The following is a 21227-nucleotide window of genomic DNA, read 5'->3' as shown; positions in this document are numbered from 1 at the left end:
TATTGCAGGAGGCGAAGATTTGATGATTAAACAAAAGCACGTAGCTCTAACGCTAGTCGCTTCTTTATTCGCAATTGCAGCTTGCTCCTCACCAAGTAGCTCAGATAAGGAAGGCAAGGCTTCAGGAGAGAATAAGAAGCTCGAGGTCAGTGTATCCATCCTTGACCGCGGCCAAGTGGCGAGCGACGAAGGAACTTATGAAAGTAACCGGACTACCAAGTACATCAGTGAGAAATCGGGCATTAATGTGAAGTGGGTTCCGATCCTGCGGACAGAATCTACGAAGAAGTTAAACACGCTCATCGCTGCTGGCGAAGCGCCCGATATGATGTGGGAATTCGGCCGTGATTACATGGCGACATTGAAAGAACAGGGAGCTATTCAGCCAATCGACGAATACATAGAGAAATACAGCACCTCTTATAAAGCTTATTTGAAAGCGCATCCAGAGCTGAAGCCATACACCATGTTTGATGGCAAAACCTATATGGCGACCAGCGCGCGAGGCATTGACGCGATTGCCAATCACGGTATGTGGATCCGTCAAGATTGGCTCGATAAGCTGGGCTTAAAGGCGCCAACGACGATGGATGAGATGGTCGAAGTGATGCGTGCTTTTAGAGATAAAGATCCTGATGGTAACGGTAAAAATGATACGTTGGGGGCTTCTTTCAATTATAACTACGCAGGCATTATTCAAGCGATGTATGCATCTAACAAAAGCAACTGGTATCTTGAAAATGACAAAATAGTGTACGGTGGATTAACAGATCGCTATACAGATGTACTTGCTCAGATGAAACTCTTCTTCGACGAAGGGCTAATTGACAAGGAATACATTACAGACAAGAACTTCCAGAAGGAAAGACAGCTGTTCGTGACAGGTAAAGCAGGCATCTATTTCGCTAGCTGGAATATTGGTGCAGAATACCGTGAGTTGAAGCAAAATGTTCCTGCGTCAAAGCTCGTGCCTTTAGAGCCGGTATCAACCAAGTATGGGAAGTTCGGCTTGTATCAAGAGCCGCCTGCAAACCGTTTGATTGTGTTTAATAAGGATATGAAAAATCCGGAAGCAGCAATCAAGTTACTAGACTGGTGGATCGACAAAAACTGGTTCGATGTCAGGTTCGGCACGGAAGGTACGCATTACAAGCTGGTTAATGGTGTTCCTCAAACGATAGATGCCGAGAAGAATAAGAAGGAAACGATCTATGCGCCAGAGTATGCCGTGCTCGATCAATGGAGTCCAAAACCTGAGGACTTCGCGGTAATGGCAGCGACGGATGCCATTTCTCAGGAATATGCCAAAGTGCAGGGTGAATCGCTCAAGGTAGCTATGAAGAACAAATACAGACGCGATATTCCGTTTAACCCTACGTTCCCTGAACTGAGCGAGACTTCCACTTCATTCGGCCCCTTGTCTGATGATATCGAAACGAAGGTTATTACAGGCGGTGCTCAATATTCGCCGCAATGGGGGTTGGAGCAGCTTCGCAAGGAATGGAAACGTCTCGGCGGCGATAACGTTGACAAGTTAGCGCAAGATTGGTATCAGAACAATGTGAAGGGCAAGTAAATTTTCATAGACGGCTAAACAGCCTCCCGATTCGAACAGGAGTCGGGGGGCTATTTCATACGAATAAGGAGTGTAATTTCACAATGACTATTGATCCGAAGATGATGCTGCTCGAGCAGCTTGGTAACTGGCATGAGGAATATACGCCTGAGCTGCGGATGGTTCGCAAGCCTTTCCGTACACCGGGATATCACAGCACACTGAAAAATGTAGCGTTTACTCATCCTACCTTGGCAGCTTGTGTCTATGCGCTGGGACTACTGGATAGCCGTCAACCTCTTCATGTTGAAAGAGCACAAGGAATACTTGAACAAGTGATCAGTCTGCAAGACCAGAATCCCGAGAATGCTACCTTCGGCATCTGGTCTTGGTTCTACGAGGAGCCGCTCGAAATGATGGCTCCACCGGACTGGAATTGGGCGGACTTCTGTGGGAAGCGGCTGGTGCTAGCGGAGCAGCGGCATTCCGATTTACTAAGCTCGGAGCTGCGCGAGCAAATTCGGCATGCACTTTTTTGTGCGTGCGACGCCATTATGAAGCGTAATGTTGGTCCTAGCTATACGAATATTGCGATTATGGGCGCTTTCGTTACTTTGCTCACAGGTGAAGTCTATAGTGAAGAAAAGTACTTGAATTACGGTATGGAGCGGCTGCGACTCTTTAGCGAGTACACGAAGCAGCTGGGAACTTTCCAAGAGTACAATAGTCCGACGTATACGATTGTTGCGATACAGGAATTGTCCAGCATACATACGGCAACCCAAGTTGCGGAAGCGAAACAGCTCAGTTCTGAACTGCTGGATGTCGCATGGGGTCTGGTAGCTGAGCACTTCCATGCCCCTAGTAAGGAGTGGTCTGGCCCGCATAGCCGTGCTTACAATACGCTCATGACGCCAGAAATTTTATCTTTCGTACAGATTGCAAGCCACGGTGAGTTGAGCTTCATGCCAGACGATCAGCTGGCGTACAATCTGGACTGGTACGGGAATGACATTTGGTGTCCTGCGAAGTACATACCGGCTTTCAAGCGAACAGAGACAATGGAACTTGTACAGACGATTAGTAAAGACGAGGCCGGCCATATCGTTAACCAAGCAACTACGTATATGGAAGGGCCAGTTAGTGTGGGCACATTCAGCAAAGATGTGATGTGGAATCAGCGTCGCAATTTGTTAGCCTATGTACGCAGTGGTGACGCATCCACCTATGTTCATTTGCGTCTTCTGAACGAAGGTTACGACTACTCTTCCGGTATCTATTCCAGTGTTCAAAAGGGGAAAGATGTGCTTTTCGGAATCGGCTTTTGCACGAATGGCGGCAATACGCACATTGGACTTGATCCAATTGACGGGACTATCGAATCAGCGGACTTAAGAGTTCGCTTCGAGATTGGAGGAAGCCTGCATGAGGTGAGGGCAGAAGCTGTCTCGCGTGAAGCCGAATCAGCCGTCGTACTCATAGCCAAGCAGAAGCTGCATGTGAAACAAATTTTCGCAGCCTTTGATGGGGAACAGCCTGGCTGGGAGCTCGGGGAGGAACAGAATAAACTGTTCCTTGATTATGTCATCTACGCTGGTGAGCGGAAGAGGTTTGATTTTGTTGGCATGCAGGAGGCGCTTCTGCTGTTTGCATGGCGTCTGGGCGAAGAGAGAGATGAGCTCGAAGCTACGGCTGCGGTCATACAAGCAGGAGAGAGCTCAGAGGTTCAAGCAGAATTCCATGCTCCGAACCGTGCCGATCTTCAATTGTCGCTGCCGCTCAAACCTGCAGAGAAGGCGAAAATGCTGCGACCTCGGCCCTAACTTTTACTGATAAGAAATGGAGTGATCACTGATGGCTAAAGGATCTACGATTCGTAATGAGTTCCATCCATTTGAAGATGCGTACACGGGCCGTGTTATGACTCGTTTGACAGCGCCGGAGCAAGTGAATCATCATCCTTATTTTTATTATAAAATGATCACAAACGATAACCGCTACCTCATTTATGCTAGTGAGCGTGAAGGAACTCGTCAACTTTACCGGATGGATCTGAACGATGGATCGGCTATGCAATTAACGGAAGGGCCGGATATTCATGATTTCAGCTGCAGTCTGACGAGTGACGATAACTACTTGATCTATTGCAGGGATCAGCGGATCATGCGATTGGATATGACCACGCTGAAGGAAGAGGTCTTGTACACGTCACCATCAGGGTGGAAATCGAATGCGAATCCCGGTCTCAGCTCAGACGACAAATATCTTGTTATGGTCGAAATCAATGAAAAGGATATCGTGCCAAGTAAAGGGGATTGGTCTAACTTCGAGCCTCAATGGGCAGCGAAACCGCACTGCCGAATCGTCTACTTGGATATTGAACAGCGGACTAGCCATATCGCGCATGAGGAGCAGAATTGCTGGCTGGGGCATCCGCAAATTCGCCCGAATGACCCATCGACCATTTTATTTTGTCATGAAGGTCCTGGGCATCTGATCGATGCCAGGCTCTGGCTGGTCCAAAAGGATGGGACGCGGCTGCGCTGCGCGAAGGAACAAACGCATGATGAGCTCATCACACATGAATATTGGCTTGCAGATGGCTCCAGATTTGCTTATGTGTATCGGCATAAGGACGATCTCTACCACGAGAGCATTCGGTTCATGGACTCGGATACGTTGGAGGAAGAAGTCTGGATGAACTGCTCCAAGTATTGCCACTTTATTTCGAATGCTACTCATACGCAGATCGTAGGGGACGGGCAACTACCTGAGCAGCATTTCATTTATTTAGTGGATGTAGCATTGAAGCAAGAAGAACGGCTATGCTCCCATGGAACTAGCTGGAAGTCTTACGGCCATACACAGGATGCCCACCCGCATCCGACTTTCTCGCCAGATGGCTCGTTTATTATATTTACCTCTGATATGGAGGGAGTTCCCTGTATATATAAAGTGGATTTGGTATCATGAGTTTTATAAGAACCTAGTTATGTGAATGCGCAAGAAAACGATAAAACGGCTGCTGTGAAGCAGTCGTTTTTTATTTATGGCGAGTTCAACAATGATGTCAGGACGTCCCCCACAAAAAATAATTGCGTAACGAACTCTATAATATACCAATTTTTGGGATTATGTCTTTCGAAGGAGGCGAACGTCGTGAATTCGATTTGGGCCATTCGAACAGGAATTCGGGACTTTATTGAGGCTATCCTTGTGATTTGCCAAGCATGGATAGAGAAATATCCGGTTATGAAAAAGGCTTATACGATTTTTTCTTGGTTGTCGCTAATTGTGTTTGTTCTGAGCTTATTTTTCGCAAAAGAATCACGTGCCATGATGGTTCAGTATGTATGGTCGATGTATGTGCTGCTGCAATTTTGGTTTCTATGCCGAAGCAAAACGATGCCGTGGAAGCAGGTCGTTCTGTTCGTATTTGCAGGTGTTTTCATCGTCGTACCATTCACAACTCTTACGGTCAATGCGTTCCACGTGCTTTTCGGCGGAAGAACGTCAGAGACTTGGTCCATGGCCGTTATAACACCCATTTTCGAAGAATTATGGAAACTCCTTCCCCTGGGGATCTTCCTATTCTTCTCGCGACGAGCCTCCGCTCTAAGTTTAGGAGATTATACGCTTATCGGTGCAGCAACAGGTGTCGGCTTTCAACTCATGGAGGAGCTTGCCCGAAGGTGGTTAAATTCCGGTATTCTTGCTAAAAAGTTTGGCTATAGCTTTACGATGCTAGGCGGCGAAACGATCCATTGGGACTTCTTCTCGTTGTTTCCAGGACGCTTCGAAGAAAGTCTGTTTCCGACGATGATGACCGTCGGTCATCCGGTACATACTGCTATGATTGCACTAGCGTGCGGGATTGCTTATCGGCTGTGGCCTAGATTAACGAAATGGGTCATTCTATTCCCTGCAGCTATATTACTTTGGTCTATCCTTGATCACGCGGCGTATAATGGGCAGCACAAGCTACCGGGATGGGTTTTCCAGCTTCATGATTGGACTGGCAGCGGTTATCAAACGCAGCCTGTCTTCCTGCTGATGCTGGCTGCATCGCTCATTGCTGATTATTTATCGCTGAATAAAGTACGTCAACGCCTGCCAACCCTGCCGAACGAGCCGTTTCTCAATCCGTTCTCTGAGCTGTGGAACATCTTATCTTCCCTGTTCCTAGAGCGGGGGAAATTCGGTTATTGGCTTGATTTCTACCGGCACAGGCGTGAGCTTGGATTTAATTTGCTTTATGGCAATGAGGAAGCACTCGGTAGACAGGAGCACATCCAGAAACGGATGAAGGTTCTGTATCAGGTACTCACTGGACTTGCTGCGTTTCTGCTTGTGGCTGCTCTGTATAAGGGTATGGAGGGCTACTACTTAGGCGGCGATCGACTAGCTTGCTTTGCTTGTATGTTCGATTCGTTACAAAATTGGTGGGATCGGTTGTCGTGGTTCGAGCAAGGTGCAATTATTCTTGGGACTATAGCGTTGTCGTTGCTGTTTGTTGGGTTCTGGCCTGCTGTCGGGTTCGCGTTGACTACGACTGGAATTGCCGGCAGTGGGCATGAGATTGCAGGGTATATACGTGATCCAAAGAAGCTGCTGACACCCGAAAATGCGCTCGCCGTTGCTACAGGTATTATATTAAGCCGAATTCCATTCGGCAGAGCTATCGGCTGGTTGGGGAAGAGAGGGCGGCGCTACGCCCGCAAAATTCTCGACAAGCTGGGTTCCCGAAAGCTGGATATTGACGTGCCAGGTAAGCTTAAAATTGAAGAGGTTATTGCACCGCAGAGTGGGAAAGCCATTAAGGTCTATACAGATGGAGATACGATAATACCCGTAGATAAAATTGAGAAATATTTGAGAGGCAAGGTCAATGTTAACATTCAAGACGTGAGGGAACAGATCCGAGATTTAAAGAGATTAAAACAAACCCAAAGAAAAGTATTTGATGCAGACCCTCATAATGCCGAACAGTTAAAAAGACTTGAAAAGATGAAACATAATTTTGATCGCTCAGATGATATGCGGCAAAAACTCGAATCGATAGGATTAAGTGATACAATAGAGAATAACCAATCCATTGCCAATCATTTATTAGAAGTAGGAAAACAAATAAGACCTGAAAATACGTTGGATTTCCCAAGCATACTAGAAGGTCCTAATGGTAAACTCAAAGTACTAACAACGTGGAAGATGGTTAATGGACAGCCGTATCTTTCAACAATAAAGTTAATCCCAACGACCATTTAAGTATGGAGGTATAGAATGGATAATAAGAAGCAAGATGAGAAAGCAGCAGCATTGGACAGGATCGTTAATTATGAAACATACATCTCCAATATGGATACCGATCAGTTAATTGCGATTCTAAACAGTTTAGACAATGTTGAGGAAGTCACTACAGCGTTAACTGAACTGTCCATAAAGGATAAGGAAAAAGCATCACCTTTCTGCTCGAAGATCCTGGAAGAAAATTTAGGGGATGCGTATCTTCAAGCCGTTGCATTTAATTTGTTATATGAAGATAATCCTGCAAAAGCAGTAGAGATAGTTAACAATCAGGTAGGAAGTGCTCCTGCGGCACTACTAGGGGCAATTATGGACAGTTTATCCGCTGACAGTTTACAACCTCAGGGACAATCATTCTCTTCAGAAATGCTGAAATCCATTGTAGACAGATATTTAGATTTAAGTGATGCGGATAAGGAACGTATTCTTGACAATTATGAGTGGTTCCAAGAATCCTACGAGAGTAAGCTTTTGTGATTAGACTTAAGGCAGCCGGCCAATTGGAACGGCTGCCTTAAATTTATATTTGACATTAGTTTGACGTCAAACTATAATCGAGATATGAAACCAAGAGATGCTGTATCACTTATATCCAAAATTAGAGAAAAGACGAATCGGTTTATTATATCCGAGATGGCGAAATACGGGGTCGAGGATATGGCTATTTCACATGGAGATATTATCTTTGCACTGTTTCATGCGCCTAGATTGACTATGGCGGATATCGCCAAGAGAATTGATAAAGATAAGTCTACTGTGACTGCACTCGTTGACAAATTGGTGCGTATCGGCTATGTGACTAAGGAAAGGGACAGCGAAGATTCAAGGGTCGTATATGTTGCCTTAACGCCAAGAGGGGAGGAACTGAAGCCTGTATTTGAAACCATATCCCAAGAAATGTTAGACGTATTTTACTTTAATATCTCGGATCAAGAAAAAGAAGAATTGCTGCGAATTCTAATGAAAATTTATCACAATTTTTAATTTTTTTTGTTCTAATAGTTTGACGTCAAACTAAATAACGAGGAGGAGCTTTTCATGAGAGATTATACGAAAGATTTGCCAGATCATAGGGTGAAATACATCGGAGAAAATGATCTATTCTTAGAAGTATTCGAGGGAGATGACCTTCCAGAGGCAAATCCAGAAAGACCTCCACTTTTATTCGTACACGGTGCTTACACGGGCAGTTGGATGTGGAGTAAATACATTCCTCACTTTATAAATAAAGGATGGCAATGTTATGTTATGAATTTAAGAGGACATTACAAGAGCAGAGTGCTCGATTTGACAAATGTATCCTTCGAAGATTATTTGGAGGATATGTTGGAGGTACTGGCTGAATGTGGTGTTCCTCCGATTCTCATTGGCTTTAGTATGGGTGGAATATTGAGCCAGAAGCTGGCTGAGACGGTTGAACTCGTAGGCTTGGTGGTGATTGATACAAGTATAAGCAAGGAAGTTTATGAATCTGTACCTTACAAAGAAATAGGACAAATGACACTGGGAAGCATCATGCCTGCCCCAACCCGAGAAGATTATTCAAGTATAGATGAATCGGTAGATGACATTGATTTTCAGAGAAAATATTTGGCTATGGAGTCGTTAAAAGCATTTAACGCTTTTTATTATTCATTGGGATCAAACGGTGGAATTTCGATAGACAGCAGGTTGATAGATATGCCAAGTTTGGTTATTAAGGCAGTAAATGGTGAGGAGGATGACATGCGCGGGAAGGTGACGGCTGAGCATCTCCATGCTGAATATACGGGGCTTTGGAATACAACGCACACCGGCCTGCTAGTCGGGCAAAGATATAAGGAGGTAGTAGATCGAATACTAGTTTGGTTGAAAGGCATGCATGACTAATGACATAGCAGATATAAGAAAATATTACTATTGCTTCTCTTTAAACATTGGAGTAAATTGATAAAATACGCTTAATTCTTTAGATTAAAGAAGCGGGGGAACCAAGTTTCCTGGGGTGAGTACACATATATTGTGTTAGGGTTAACTTTCAACCCGAATCCGTCAGCTAACTTCGTCAGCGTAGAAAGAAAAGGTTAGAAACATTAATTGGAACCCTGTTACATGAGGTTCTATTCCCTCGCTTCCTTTTTCTCTTCTAGAGAAAATAGGAGGAACTAGACATGCTGCTTACGAGAGTAACCAATGGGTTGAAGAATCTTATTCAAGTGAAGAGATCCAACGATTCTTTACAACGTCAACACGAGATTCTTCATTTAAAACAGCGGTTAGAGGAATTCGACATTCAATTTCCGAATTTGGCTTACCAACCATCAGGCGTCGAAACACAGACATTAATGGAAATAAGCAAAACGGTCGCTCAAAACAATGAGCTGCTCAATCAACTAAGTTCCGAAAAGGAATTAGCGGTTGAACAATCACTAGCCAGTCGTGTCGGTACTTCCCCGCAAATCCTGGAGGATCATCACAATTTTATCGTAACTATGGCGCATATCCTCAGTGGTCCGTATCCTTGCCTCAGAGAGTACATTAGCAGCAGTACTATTTAACTATCTTCAACAATAGAGAAGGAGCTTGCCTGCGGGCAGCTCCTTTTTTGTTAATTTAAGTAACGGAACTTCAAGTATAGATACGGCCAAAAAAGCGCTTGATAAGCTCGGAAACATGCTGGCTTTGTTCTTCGAGAACAAAATGCCCTCCACATAAAAAATGAGTTTCCACACATTTCAATAATTTTCCAAAGGTTAGAGCCCCTTCTATCGTAAATATAAAATCATTTTTGCCCCAGGTTATCAGGGTAGGAGGTTGATACGTTTGCAAGTATTGCTGCCAAGCGGGATATTGTTCTACGTTTTTGCGATAATCGTAGCCCAGTTCCAGCTGGATTTGGTCATTGCCTGGGCGATCCAAGAATAATTGGTCCATTAAATAACCATCGGGGCTAATCAGATAAGGCTGGCACACGCCAGTAACATATTGCATTTTGGTAAAATCAAAGGTTACTAGCTTGGCAAAGGCTGCCTCTGTTGCAGGACTTCGATCGGCCCAGAGTGCTTTGAAAAGATCAAAGGGTTTTCCTAACCCGTTTACACTTACCACGGCATTCTGAATAACGAACCCAAGAATGCGCTGTGGATTACGAATAGCCAGTCTGAATCCGATAGGACCCCCATAATCATGGGTGTACAAAATATAATGAGAAATACACAGATTATCAATAAGCTTTTCAATCATCATAGATAGATTCTCGAAGGTGTACGAATAGTCTTCTACGGTAGGCATGCTGCTATTACCAAATCCAAGATAGTCAGGAGCAATGACGTGAAATCGGTCTGATAGTAGAGGAATTAAATCCCTGAACATATGGGATGAGCTTGGAAAACCATGAAGTAGGATGATTGTTGGATTGTAAGGACTTCCGGCTTGGCGAAAAAATAGATCCCAACCATCAATCTTCATTTTTTTATAATGTACCATGATTTCAACTTCCTCTCCGGCGAGCTCATACTATTCCCTAACAAAAATATGTGAATTTGACGTATTTAAGTACTTAGGAGCTAGAGGACGTGGTACAATTTAGCATAAGGTAGCTAGTTAGTTTTCACATTCATTAAACCGGTATTCATCCAAATGAGAGGGAGAGACCAGACATGAAACAAGAACTACTAAATGAGCAATCGAGAAACCAGACTTCCCGTACACCAATTATTACCGAACTTAAGGTTATTCCAGTTGCAGGGCACGATAGTATGCTCTTCAATCTTAGTGGGGCTCATGCTCCATTCTTTACACGTAATATCGTCATTCTTAAGGATAGTGCAGGGCATACGGGCGTAGGTGAAGTACCAGGCGGTGAGAATATTCGTAAAACGCTTGAAGATGCGAACGCACTGCTTATCGGTCAATCGATCGGTCAATACAATAACATTCTTACCAAAATTCGCAAGCAATTCGCTGATCGAGATATGGGTGGACGCGGTTTGCAGACTTTCGATCTTCGCATCACGATACATGCCGTTACGGCTTTGGAAGCCGCATTGCTTGATCTCTTGGGACAATTCCTTGGTGTTCCTGTTGCTGCACTTCTAGGAGAAGGTCAACAGCGCGATAAAGTAGAGATGTTAGGCTACTTGTTTTATATAGGTGATCGGAATCGAACAAATCTCCCGTACCTGGGGGCAGAGGATGCTGAGAACGAGTGGTTTAGACTGCGTCATGAGGAAGCGCTTACACCAGAGGCCGTTGTGAAACTAGCCGAAGCGGCTCATGAGCGATATGGATTTAATGATTTTAAGCTGAAAGGAGGCGTACTGCGCGGTGAGGAGGAGATCGAAGCGGTCACAGCACTAGCGGAACGTTTCCCTCAAGCCAGAATTACACTTGACCCTAACGGGGCATGGTCTTTAGCTGAGTCGATTCACCTATGCCGCGATAAGCATCATGTATTGGCTTATGCCGAAGACCCATGCGGAGCAGAAAACGGTTATTCCGGCCGTGAAATTATGGCTGAGTTCCGGCGTGAGACAGGCCTTCCTACGGCAACCAACATGATCGCTACCGATTGGCGCCAGATGGGGCATACGATTCAGCTGCAATCTGTCGATATTCCGCTAGCCGATCCACATTTCTGGACGATGCAAGGCTCTGTTAGAGTAGCTCAGATGTGTCATGAATGGGGACTGACGTGGGGATCTCACTCGAACAATCATTTTGATATTTCACTTGCGATGTTTACCCATGTGGCAGCCGCAGCACCGGGGAAAATAACGGCGATTGATACGCATTGGATATGGCAGGACGGTCAGCAGTTGACTAAGGAGCCGTTTCAGATTGTTGGGGGCATGGTGGATGTTCCGACCAAGCCGGGTCTGGGCGTAGAAATTGACATGGACGCTATTGAAAAAGCGCATCAGCTTTACAATAAGGAAGGTTTGGGAGCGCGTGATGATGCGTTGGCTATGCAATTTTATGTCCCAAATTGGAAATATGATCATAAACGACCTTGTCTTTTGAGGTAGGTGATCTACATAACATAAACCCTGACGGACTTTGATCCGTCAGGGTTTTTTCATGCAAGATGCCATTAATTTGTAGATGTAACACCTTTGCTAATAGCAGTGGGCTCCATTTTGTCATTGAAAGCTAGTGCATACCATGGTTCAGTCGCCGACTCAGCAGGCACTTGAACTTCAATTTCCCATGGAGCTTCATAACTGACGCCAAGAAGCTGATTGCCTTGATAAATGGCGATAGCAAATGGAGGTTCACCTCGCTCATTCTCAAGCTTAGGGTTAACAATAACCGTTTGTTTTCCAATGGGAAGAGATTGGCCTAGAACTGGCGCATACCGATATTGAATAGGGTCAACACCTGACTCGACCTTGCTTAGGAACCAATCGGATGTGATTAGCCTTTGATATAACCCGTCCATGAAGGGATTCTCCCCGATATCGTAGACATAAGTCCCATTCGTTCGAATCGCTTGCGCGCGGCTGAAGTTAAAGTAGGTGATCGCTTTAACCTGCGGAAACAATCGCGGCAGCAAACCGTACATGTACCCCATTTGGCCTTCGGCCCAGCTCCAATATGTTTGGTTAGTCGGCAAATAGGTATGAGCAATTGCCCCCTCTGAAATCATAATAGGTTTATGACTATAACGCTCATAGAGAGGTGCGAAGGTATCGATTACGCTCCCTTTGAGCTGTTCTTTATCTGCTGAATAGGGAGTATTGTACAAGGAGAAACCAACCCAGTCTACGTAGGCGTCGCCTGGATAATAGTCATCGATCGTATCCGCTGGCGAGAAATTAGGCGACCAAACCATCGCGACATTAGGTGCTTCTTCGGCCATAATATCGTGAACAAGGCGGAATTTCTCCACGTATTGCTGAGGATTACCATGCCAAGGCACCCATGCGCCATTCATCTCTGAAGCATAACGCAAGAATATTGGAATGCCGGAAGCCTTGGCTTCCCGCGCAAACCGGCGGACGTATTCGTCATCCTGCACGTCGTCCAAGCCATAGCGCGGTTCCCAACCGATCTGGAGTGCGCCGCCCAGCTCCTTTACTCTTTCGGCTGTCCGTGCCGGGAAATACGTGTTCGTATCGGTCTGTACCTTCCGCCATCCGACATAAGCCAAATAAAGGGCGTGCTTTCGTCCGTATACATCTTCAATCTTCGTAACATCATAGCCGACTCTGCGATCTGCCCCTAGCATACCAATATAAGTCCCTGATGCTGGCTCGTGTTTTGCAAGACTGGAAGATTCCGCTATCGAAGGGACGCGGTGATAGAGCTCCATTTTCGCTGAAGGAGATTGAATGCTAGGCCAATTATGAGTTAGTGGCGATATCGAAGGAAGCCCGGCTGAGTAAGCCGCGATCCGATCTTGGTAGGCAGCAGCGGCATCAGAATATCCGGATTGTGCGGATTTCTTCTCTTGGTTCTTCCAATAGGTAACTATATCCGGCTGTTTGGGCTTGGGAGTTGGGGAAGTAACGGTGGGATGAGTCCATATAGCAGCAGGTTCTGATCGGCTATGCTCGAGGTCATTTATTTGCGTATCGATGACAAAAAAAGTGACCGCGATGCAACTTGCCAAGCCGATGGCACCTATTGTCCAGACAACCTTTTTAAACATGATAGAGGTTCCTCTCATAGGGAAGTTGTAAGCCTCCGCGGATTCAATAAGTTAATTGTATGCCCAAACTTGGGAGGCGGTCAATGGAAGTGTCGCTACCAATAGGGAGATAGCTTCTTAATAAATCTTAAGGTTTACTTACAATACTCTTTAAAATTTACCCTTAATATAAAAGATGTCGTCGACGACACAACAACCACGAAAAAGGAGATTTAAAAATGAAAAAACTAATTCTATCAGCATCTCTTGCAACACTAATCCTAACAACCGCAGCCACTGCCTATGCCGCAACAAATACTGATCATTCGGCAGCACCTGTAGTTCCATCTGTTCAAGCGCAAACGAATGATTCGAATGTCATTGGATATATTTATGAGGTAGAGAACGATGGGAACTATAAGAAAAAACCACTGACACTAGGAGAATTCAAAAGTACTAGATTAGAGCAAACGCTCGGAATTTACAGCAAATCGATCAGCTTAGGCCAAGTGTCTCAACAACAATATGATGAAATTAGTGCCCGATTAAAAACGGAATTCGCGAAATGGGACGGGAAAACAAATACAATTTCCTATGTTGGCATGGATGGAAAAACCTATACGGTGCCGCCATTTAAACAGTGGAATCCAGGAGATCCAGGGGTCGGCTAACGATTCGTAGGTTGACAATAACAAGGACGCAGGGAAATCAACTGCGTTCTTTTTTATATAAACCTTAAGAAAAACTTATGAATTAGTTAAAAGAAAATTTAACTTTTGGTGTTACCCTAACGTTAACAAATAGGTAAGATCGGAGAATTAGAAGGATGAAAACGATTTTGGTTGTAGATGACGACAAGGAAATTGCCAATTTGGTTTCGATTTACATGCAGAATGAAGGGTTTCAAATCTTGCAGGCGTATAACGGTGAACACGCGTTAATAGCACTGGAGGAGAATGCGGTTAGTTTGATTATCCTCGATGTCATGATGCCGGGCATAGACGGAATGGAGGTGTGCCGAAAAGTGAGGGAGAACAAAACGATCCCCATTCTCATGTTAAGCGCGAAGACACAGGATATGGACAAGGTGCTGGGGTTAATGAGCGGTGCCGACGATTATATGATAAAACCTTTTAACCCATTAGAACTAGCTGCAAGAGTGAAATCGCTTCTTCGTCGTTCGTTTCAATATAACGCTGTACCTCATACGGATCCTGAACATGTGTTGAAAATACATGCCATTGAGATTAACAAGGCGAATCATAAAGTGACCGCGGATGGCAAGGACGTTCCCTTGACGAATCGGGAGTTTGAGATCCTTCATCTCTTGGCCGTTCATCCAGGGAGAGTTTTCAGCGCGGAGGAAATCTTTCAGCTCATTTGGCAGGAGAACTATTATTTCTCCAATAATACCGTTATGGTGCACATTAGCAATCTTCGTGACAAATTGGAAAAAGAGCTAGGGTATAAGTTGATACAAACCGTATGGGGAGTCGGATACAAAATTGAAAAATAACCTGTACAAACAAATCGTTACTAAACTCATCATTATGCTTACAATCAGCGCGGCGAGTACGCTACTCTTTCTTTTTTGCATCTATATGACTTTAAGAATCTTATTGAACTACGGTGTTAGAGCCCTTTGGCTATATTTCAATATTATTGATGAAAAAATCGGTATTCAAAGCTGCTATATCCTTTTAGGATATCTATTTTTCATTGGTATTACGCTAGTCTTGAGCTTTAAACCTATTCATTCCTTTATGCGAATCATAGAGAGTGTTAAGGAAATTGAAGCAGGTCATTTCGATCACCGGATTGCGATAAAATCAGATGATGAGTTAAGTCAATTGGCTATGGGGATTAACCGGATTGTTGATAAGCTGCAACGTTCTCAGCTAGATGAGCTAAAAGCGGAACAAACAAAAAGTGAACTGATTACGAATGTGTCCCACGATTTACGTACGCCGCTTACCTCTATACTTGGATATTTGCGATTAATCGGTGAGGATCGTTACAAGGATGAGGTTGAGCTAAGGTATTACACCGACATCGCATATGCAAAGTCACGCAGACTAGAACGAATGGTGAATGGTTTGTTTGACTATACGCAAATGAGTTATGGACCGAACAGATTAAATCGCTCAAAAATCAATATTACCGATCTCATCGGACAGTTAGCGGCAGATTATTCGTTCCAGCTGCGCGAAGCGAAGATGGAAATGCGATTGTCGTATCAGGAGGGAATCGCTATGATCCTTGCTGACGGAGATAAGCTGATGCGCGCTTTGGAAAACCTGATATCGAATGCGATTCGGTATAGCAAGTATGGGAAGTTCATTGATGTCAGTGTTAAACAGAGTGCGAAGCATGTTATTTTACACATCATGAATGATGGAATGCCAATTTCTGGTGCTGATTTACCTTATATATTCGAACGCTTCTATCGGGCAGAAAAGTCTCGCTCGGAGCACACTGGCGGTTCTGGGCTTGGTCTAGCTATTGTAAAAAGCATCGTAGATGCACATGAGGGAACGATCACTGTTTCTAGTAATGAACAACGTACGGTGTTTGAGATTCAGCTGCCTATGTACGTATAAATCACGAGTTTCACCTTATATAAGAGCTGTTCCAAAGGTTGTGAGAACCTAGGAGCGGCTTTTTTTGCCTTTACAATTACTTATCTTGCTGCTAACACAGCAATAATATTTCTAAGTTAAATTAAATGTGTGGGAACGGTCTCACATACAGAAATGAGGTCACAGCATGGAACATACGATTAAGGAAATTGCCCTACGCGCCGGTGTATCCAAATCAACTGTATCTCGGGTGATATCTGGCAAGGGTTATACCAGCTTGGAAGTACGCAATAGAGTGCTGCAGCTGATAGAAGAATTACAATATAAGCCCAATGCCGTAGCAAGGGCTATGGTTTCACAAAGAACACATAACATTGGCGTTCTGATTTATCGGAGACATCATCCAATTGCGTCCCATCCGTTTTATGGGAAAATCCTTGATGCTATTCTAATGACAGCCGCAAGCATGAATTACTCGGTCTTCGTTACGACGGATCATGAAATGTCGCTTCGATCGGCAGATTTTCTGATGGAGAAAAGGGTGGACGGGCTGATCCTTATTAGCCGTTTGCAGCAAAATGTCATTGATTACATCGCCAACTTCGGAGTTCCCTATGTCATGGTGAACGGCTCCACGGATGTCGATGGGGTCATGCACATTGTGAATCAAGACGAAGAGGGCGGCCGAATGGTTGCTGAGCATCTCACCGATCAGGGTCATCGACACATTTTCGTGATCGCCGGACCACAGACGCATCGCAGCCACAATTTAAGACTGAAGGGCTTCAAAAATCATTTGAAAGAATTGGGAATAACGTTCTCAGCAAGTTCAATCCTGCAGGCATCAACATCCACCTTTGGAGAAGGGTACGAGTTAATGCGTGCTCACTGGGAGGAATTTCGCGCAGGCGGTTATACATCGCTATTCGCCACCAACGATATGATAGCGCTAGGCGCTATGAAGTTTATGCTGGAACAGGCGATCCGCATTCCAGATCAAGTCGCGGTTGCAGGCTTCGACGATATCGACTTTGCCGCTATGTTTTCGCCCTCATTGACAACGATTAGAGTCAATACGGAGGAAATGGGGACTGAGGCCTTCAGCTTGCTGGACAAGCTTATCCGTCAGGAAGCAAACATTGAGAATCCCAAACAACTGGTACCCAAACTTATTGTCCGTCAATCGACCCAAATATTATCCAATGAAAGGAGTGGTTAGTCCGCATGCGTTGGTATTTAAAAGCGATAGGTCCACGTAAAATCGTGGAATTTCTCATCCTAGTTATATTCGTCATCTTTTTCTTGGGCCCACTGCTTAATCTGGCCATTCTGGCTTTCACCGGCAAATGGACGTACCCCGATATCTTACCGCATGAGTGGTCGCTGAAATGGTGGGCATTTGTGTTCCAGCAAGAAGATATTGCGAAATCGATTGGCTTGTCTTTTGTTATCGCAACGATTGTAACGGCACTTTCCATTGTACTCTGCATTCCAGCGGCGTACGCGTTTGCACGCATACGATTTCCACTTAGTAAGTTTTTCTTGTTCTCATTCCTTCTAACACATGCTTTTCCGAAAATGGGACTTTATGTTTCGATTGCTGTGCTGTTCTTCAAACTCGGACTGATGAACACGTTAATAGGTGTTGTTTTGATCCATATGATTAACGTGCTCATGTTCATGACCTGGATTCCAACGGCCGCTTTCCGTAATGTGCACTTGGCTCAAGAGGAGTCAGCCAGGGATGTAGGAGCGAGCCCGTTTCGAGTGTTTCGCAGTATTACGCTGCCCATGGCTATGCCGGGAATTATCGTAGCATCAATCTTTACATTCCTTAATTCGCTCGATGAAGCGCAGGGTACATTCCTGGTGGGCATCCCTAACTATAAAACGATGCCGATTGTTATGTATTCGATCATTAGCGATTATCCGGCTTATGCGGGTGCGGTATTTTCCATTATTTTAACAGCACCGACGATCATTCTCTTGCTGGCTGCACAACGTTTTGTGAGCGCAGATATTATGTCCAGCGGTTTCCAACTCAAATGACGACAGATCCATTCATAAATAGAAGGGGGCACACATGGACATTCAGCTTTCAGTACAACAATTGACGAAACGCTATAAAACAGGCGAAGGCGTAACAGGAATTTCTCTTGATGTTCGTAAAGGTGAGTTAATCACATTGCTTGGCCCATCAGGCTGCGGCAAAACAACTGTTCTTCGCAGCATCGGAGGATTCTTAGACCCAGATTCAGGCGACATTCTCATTGAGGGGAAAAGTGTCCTTCAAGCGCCTCCCGAGAAACGTCCTACGTCCATGGTTTTTCAAGGCTACAATCTATGGCCGCATATGACGGTGTATGACAACCTCGCGTTCGGCCTTAAAATACGCAAGTTCAAAAAGGCGGAAATCGATAAGGCCGTGAACGAAGTGCTGCAGCTGGTTCGCTTGCCTGGAGCCGAGAATAAATATCCGGGAGAACTCTCCGGCGGCCAGCAGCAGCGTATTGCGGTTGCAAGATCTCTGCTCCTGAAACCGGCTGTTCTTCTGCTCGATGAGCCATTCTCCGCACTAGATGCTAAGCTTCGTCACGAGATGAGGGAAGAGCTCAGGGAAATTCAATCGAAAACAGGCCTTACGATGGTATTCGTCACCCATGATCAGGAAGAAGCATTATCGATTTCAGATCGTATTGTCGTTATGAATCAAGGGAATATCGAGCAAATCGCTTCACCGCAAGAAATCTACGATGAACCAAGCAGCTTGTTCGTTTCTCAATTTATCGGCAAAATGAACTTTTTGAAAGGGGTGATCGCTGCCGAACGCGTTACGGTTGGGCATCTAAGTTTTCCAAATTCAAAAAATCTGTCCGGGCATGTACATCTTGCCATCCGACCTGAAGACGTGATCATAGAAGGTGAAGCAGGACAAGGCCTTCCGGGTGTGATCAAACAGGTGATGGTGCTTGGCCATTATGCCGAAGTATCCATTGATTTACCTCAATACGGAACAATCCGGGCGTTTCAACCAAGGGATTCTGTCAAGGATCTCCATACAGGGCAACAAGTAAAAACAAATTTTGCAAAAGTAATTGCATTTTCAGAAAATTAAACCCAATCCAAGGAGGCAACATCATGTTACAGAAGAAATCCGCGATTACGCTTGTAACTTTAATGACCGCTACGGCCGCTTTCATCTCTGGGTGTGGTAATTCTGCGACAAATGCAGGTTCTGCAGCTCCAAGCAGCGCTCCTGTTAAAGCAACGGCAGATAGCAAGCAACCCGTCGAATTTAACTTCTATTTTACCGGTTCGCAAAATGTTAAAGATCTATGGGATACGTTGATTCCAATGTTTGAGAAGCAAAATACAGGCGTAAAAGTAAAACCGGTTTATATTCCTTCAGGTACTGGCGCACAACCAACTTATGACCGTATTATGGCTGCCAAACAAGCGAATAAAGGGTCTGGCGACATCGATTTGTATGAAGATGGCTTGTCTAATGTTACACGGGGACAAAAAGATGATCTGTGGGATTCCTTAGCAGCTGACAAAATTAAAAATCTAGCTAATGTCGATGAGAAAACGTTAAAAGATATCTCTAATCTCGCTATTCCTTATCGTTCATCTGCCGTTGTACTCGCTTATAACAGCGATAAAGTAAGTGCTCCTCCAAAAACGTTGGATGAACTGTACGATTGGATCAAGAAAAACCCGTCCAAATTCGCCTATAACGATCCATCCACAGGTGGTGCTGGTAACTCTTTTGTGGCAACTGCTCTGTATAAATTCTTGCCAGAAGAAGCGATTCATAATTCCGATCCAAGCGTTGAAAAAGGTTGGGATCAAGGTTTTGCTCTGCTTAAGGATCTCGGGAAATCCGTGTATGGAAAAGGCATTTATCCTAAGAAAAACCAAGGTACTCTAGATTTGTTAACAAGCGGTGAAGTCGATATGATTCCAGCTTGGTCGGATATGGTGCTTGAGCAAGTCGCGAAAGGACAACTTCCGAAATCAACAAAAATGACACAACTTACGCCTGGATTTAACGGCGGACCAACCTACTTAATGGTACCTAAGCTGTCTGAGAAAAAAGACGCTGTTTACAAGTTCCTGGATTTCGTTCTTTCACCTGAGGCACAAGGTGTAGTTGTAGACAAAATGCATGGCTTCCCAGGCATTAAGCTTTCTAACATGTCCAAAGAAGTGCAAGATTCATTCAAAGGTGCATCCGAAGGATTCCGCTCGTTCAATATCGGTGAACTTGATAAAGATATGACGAAGCGCTGGCAAAGTGATGTTGCTGCACAATGAGTAAACAAATGAAAATGGGGATATTCGGATTACTTCTGGTTATCCCCTCTTTTTTATTACTCTTCGTCACTGTCGTCATTCCGATTATCATTTCCTTTAAAGAAAGCTTGACCAATAAATCCGGCGGTTATGATTTGTCCAATTACACGTATTTATTCACGGATAAGCTGATGCGCTCCAACATTATTTTCACCCTAGAAGTGACGATTGTTTCCGTTATCCTCGTACTGATTATCAGTTACGCTTTAGCTGCTTATATGAGATTCAACACAGGCACGATGGTAAAATGGATACGTAAATTGTATATGATTCCAATCTTTATCCCATCTGTTATCGCTACCTATGGCTTAATTCAATTGCTCGGTAATCATGGTTGGGTTTCCCGTATGCTGCTTCTAGTTAACGGTGGGGAGATGCCGCGTATTATTTTCGACATGAAGGGGATTATCATCGCGAATTTGTGGTTTAACATTCCTTTTACGACGATGCTGCTCGGATCAGCTTTATCCGCGGTTCCTAATTCTATCATTGAAAGCGCGAAGGACGTAGGAGCACGTAAACTGCAAATCTTTGTACGGTTCATCTTGCCGCTTACCTATAAAACATTGCTCGTAGCCGTTACATTTGTATTCATGGGTGTAATTGGATCGTTTACGGCTCCTTTCCTAATTGGACCTAACGCTCCACAAATGTTAGGGGTTTCTATGGAACAAGTTTTCGGTGTGTTCCAGGAAAAGCAATTAGCTGCGGCAATCGCCTTCTTTACGTTCTTGCTTTGTTCTGTGATGGGGTACTTTTACATTCGCAGTATGATCACGGAAGAGAGTGCTAGGACTAGATAAATCAGCATAATGAGGAAGAG

The 21227-nt window shown here is 44.5% G+C and carries 19 protein-coding genes and 1 riboswitch; of the genes, 17 read left to right on the top strand and 2 right to left on the bottom strand.

What is annotated here, in order from left to right:
* Positions 1-22 precede the first annotated feature (22 nt).
* The 8 genes from AC58VC_RS08435 (at position 23) to AC58VC_RS08400 (ending at position 9396) form a co-directional block, all read left to right on the top strand.
* Complete coding sequence (locus AC58VC_RS08435) at positions 23-1576, top strand: extracellular solute-binding protein (RefSeq protein ID WP_497368389.1); 1554 nt, start codon at positions 23-25, stop codon at positions 1574-1576.
* A gap of 83 nt (positions 1577-1659) precedes the next feature.
* Complete coding sequence (locus AC58VC_RS08430; protein WP_497368388.1) at positions 1660-3378, top strand: DUF8769 domain-containing protein; 1719 nt, start codon at positions 1660-1662, stop codon at positions 3376-3378.
* A 31-nt stretch (positions 3379-3409) separates the two neighbouring features.
* Positions 3410-4528 (top strand): oligogalacturonate lyase family protein, encoded by a 1119-nt coding sequence (locus AC58VC_RS08425; protein ID WP_497368387.1) that lies wholly within the window; start codon positions 3410-3412, stop codon positions 4526-4528.
* Positions 4529-4714: 186 nt separating this feature from the next.
* Positions 4715-6820: a PrsW family glutamic-type intramembrane protease gene (locus tag AC58VC_RS08420; protein WP_497368386.1), complete on the top strand. Its 2106-nt coding sequence runs from the start codon at positions 4715-4717 to the stop codon at positions 6818-6820.
* A gap of 15 nt (positions 6821-6835) precedes the next feature.
* On the top strand, positions 6836-7336 hold the full coding sequence (locus AC58VC_RS08415) for a hypothetical protein (protein WP_497368385.1): 501 nt from the start codon (positions 6836-6838) through the stop codon (positions 7334-7336).
* An 84-nt stretch (positions 7337-7420) separates the two neighbouring features.
* The gene (locus AC58VC_RS08410; RefSeq protein ID WP_497368384.1) at positions 7421-7843 is read left to right on the top strand and encodes a MarR family winged helix-turn-helix transcriptional regulator; all 423 of its coding nucleotides are present in this window, start codon (positions 7421-7423) and stop codon (positions 7841-7843) included.
* Positions 7844-7897: 54 nt separating this feature from the next.
* A complete protein-coding gene (locus tag AC58VC_RS08405) occupies positions 7898-8728 on the top strand; it encodes an alpha/beta fold hydrolase (protein ID WP_497368383.1) in 831 nt (276 codons plus the stop codon).
* A 58-nt stretch (positions 8729-8786) separates the two neighbouring features.
* Positions 8787-8923, top strand: a riboswitch (cyclic di-AMP (ydaO/yuaA leader).
* Positions 8924-9009: 86 nt separating this feature from the next.
* Entirely contained in the window at positions 9010-9396 is a 387-nt protein-coding gene (locus AC58VC_RS08400; protein ID WP_497368382.1) for a hypothetical protein, read from the top strand.
* Between the two features lie 70 nt (positions 9397-9466).
* Here the strand turns inward: AC58VC_RS08400 and AC58VC_RS08395 are convergent, their stop codons facing one another.
* On the bottom strand, positions 9467-10306 hold the full coding sequence (locus AC58VC_RS08395; RefSeq protein WP_497368381.1) for an alpha/beta fold hydrolase: 840 nt from the start codon (positions 10304-10306) through the stop codon (positions 9467-9469).
* 191 nt (positions 10307-10497) lie between these two features.
* On the opposite strand from AC58VC_RS08395, the gene gudD reads away from it, so the two are divergent.
* Positions 10498-11865 (top strand): glucarate dehydratase, encoded by a 1368-nt coding sequence (gudD, locus tag AC58VC_RS08390; RefSeq protein ID WP_497368380.1) that lies wholly within the window; start codon positions 10498-10500, stop codon positions 11863-11865.
* A 65-nt stretch (positions 11866-11930) separates the two neighbouring features.
* On the opposite strand, the gene AC58VC_RS08385 is transcribed toward gudD, so the two are convergent.
* On the bottom strand, positions 11931-13490 hold the full coding sequence (locus tag AC58VC_RS08385) for a glycoside hydrolase family 26 protein (protein ID WP_497368379.1): 1560 nt from the start codon (positions 13488-13490) through the stop codon (positions 11931-11933).
* A gap of 218 nt (positions 13491-13708) precedes the next feature.
* On the opposite strand from AC58VC_RS08385, the gene AC58VC_RS08380 reads away from it, so the two are divergent.
* The 8 genes from AC58VC_RS08380 (at position 13709) to AC58VC_RS08345 (ending at position 21207) form a co-directional block, all read left to right on the top strand.
* Positions 13709-14140: a hypothetical protein gene (locus AC58VC_RS08380; protein WP_497368378.1), complete on the top strand. Its 432-nt coding sequence runs from the start codon at positions 13709-13711 to the stop codon at positions 14138-14140.
* Positions 14141-14295: 155 nt separating this feature from the next.
* Positions 14296-14985: a response regulator transcription factor gene (locus tag AC58VC_RS08375; protein WP_497368377.1), complete on the top strand. Its 690-nt coding sequence runs from the start codon at positions 14296-14298 to the stop codon at positions 14983-14985.
* On the top strand, positions 14975-16069 hold the full coding sequence (locus AC58VC_RS08370) for a sensor histidine kinase (RefSeq protein WP_497368376.1): 1095 nt from the start codon (positions 14975-14977) through the stop codon (positions 16067-16069). The genes AC58VC_RS08375 and AC58VC_RS08370 overlap by 11 nt, the downstream gene beginning before the upstream one ends.
* 166 nt (positions 16070-16235) lie before the next feature.
* Positions 16236-17267: a LacI family DNA-binding transcriptional regulator gene (locus AC58VC_RS08365; RefSeq protein WP_497368375.1), complete on the top strand. Its 1032-nt coding sequence runs from the start codon at positions 16236-16238 to the stop codon at positions 17265-17267.
* A gap of 5 nt (positions 17268-17272) precedes the next feature.
* A complete protein-coding gene (locus tag AC58VC_RS08360) occupies positions 17273-18097 on the top strand; it encodes an ABC transporter permease (RefSeq protein WP_497368374.1) in 825 nt (274 codons plus the stop codon).
* A 34-nt stretch (positions 18098-18131) separates the two neighbouring features.
* Positions 18132-19163, top strand: a complete 1032-nt coding sequence (locus AC58VC_RS08355; protein WP_497368373.1) for an ABC transporter ATP-binding protein — start codon at positions 18132-18134, stop codon at positions 19161-19163.
* Positions 19164-19186: 23 nt separating this feature from the next.
* Complete coding sequence (locus AC58VC_RS08350) at positions 19187-20365, top strand: extracellular solute-binding protein (RefSeq protein ID WP_497368372.1); 1179 nt, start codon at positions 19187-19189, stop codon at positions 20363-20365.
* Complete coding sequence (locus AC58VC_RS08345; protein ID WP_497368371.1) at positions 20362-21207, top strand: ABC transporter permease; 846 nt, start codon at positions 20362-20364, stop codon at positions 21205-21207. The genes AC58VC_RS08350 and AC58VC_RS08345 overlap by 4 nt, the downstream gene beginning before the upstream one ends.
* Positions 21208-21227 lie beyond the last annotated feature (20 nt).

The sequence above is a fragment of the Paenibacillus sp. J22R67 genome, from assembly GCF_059692175.1.
Note: the sequence above shows the minus strand (reverse complement) of the source record. Positions and strands in the feature narration are given on the sequence as shown.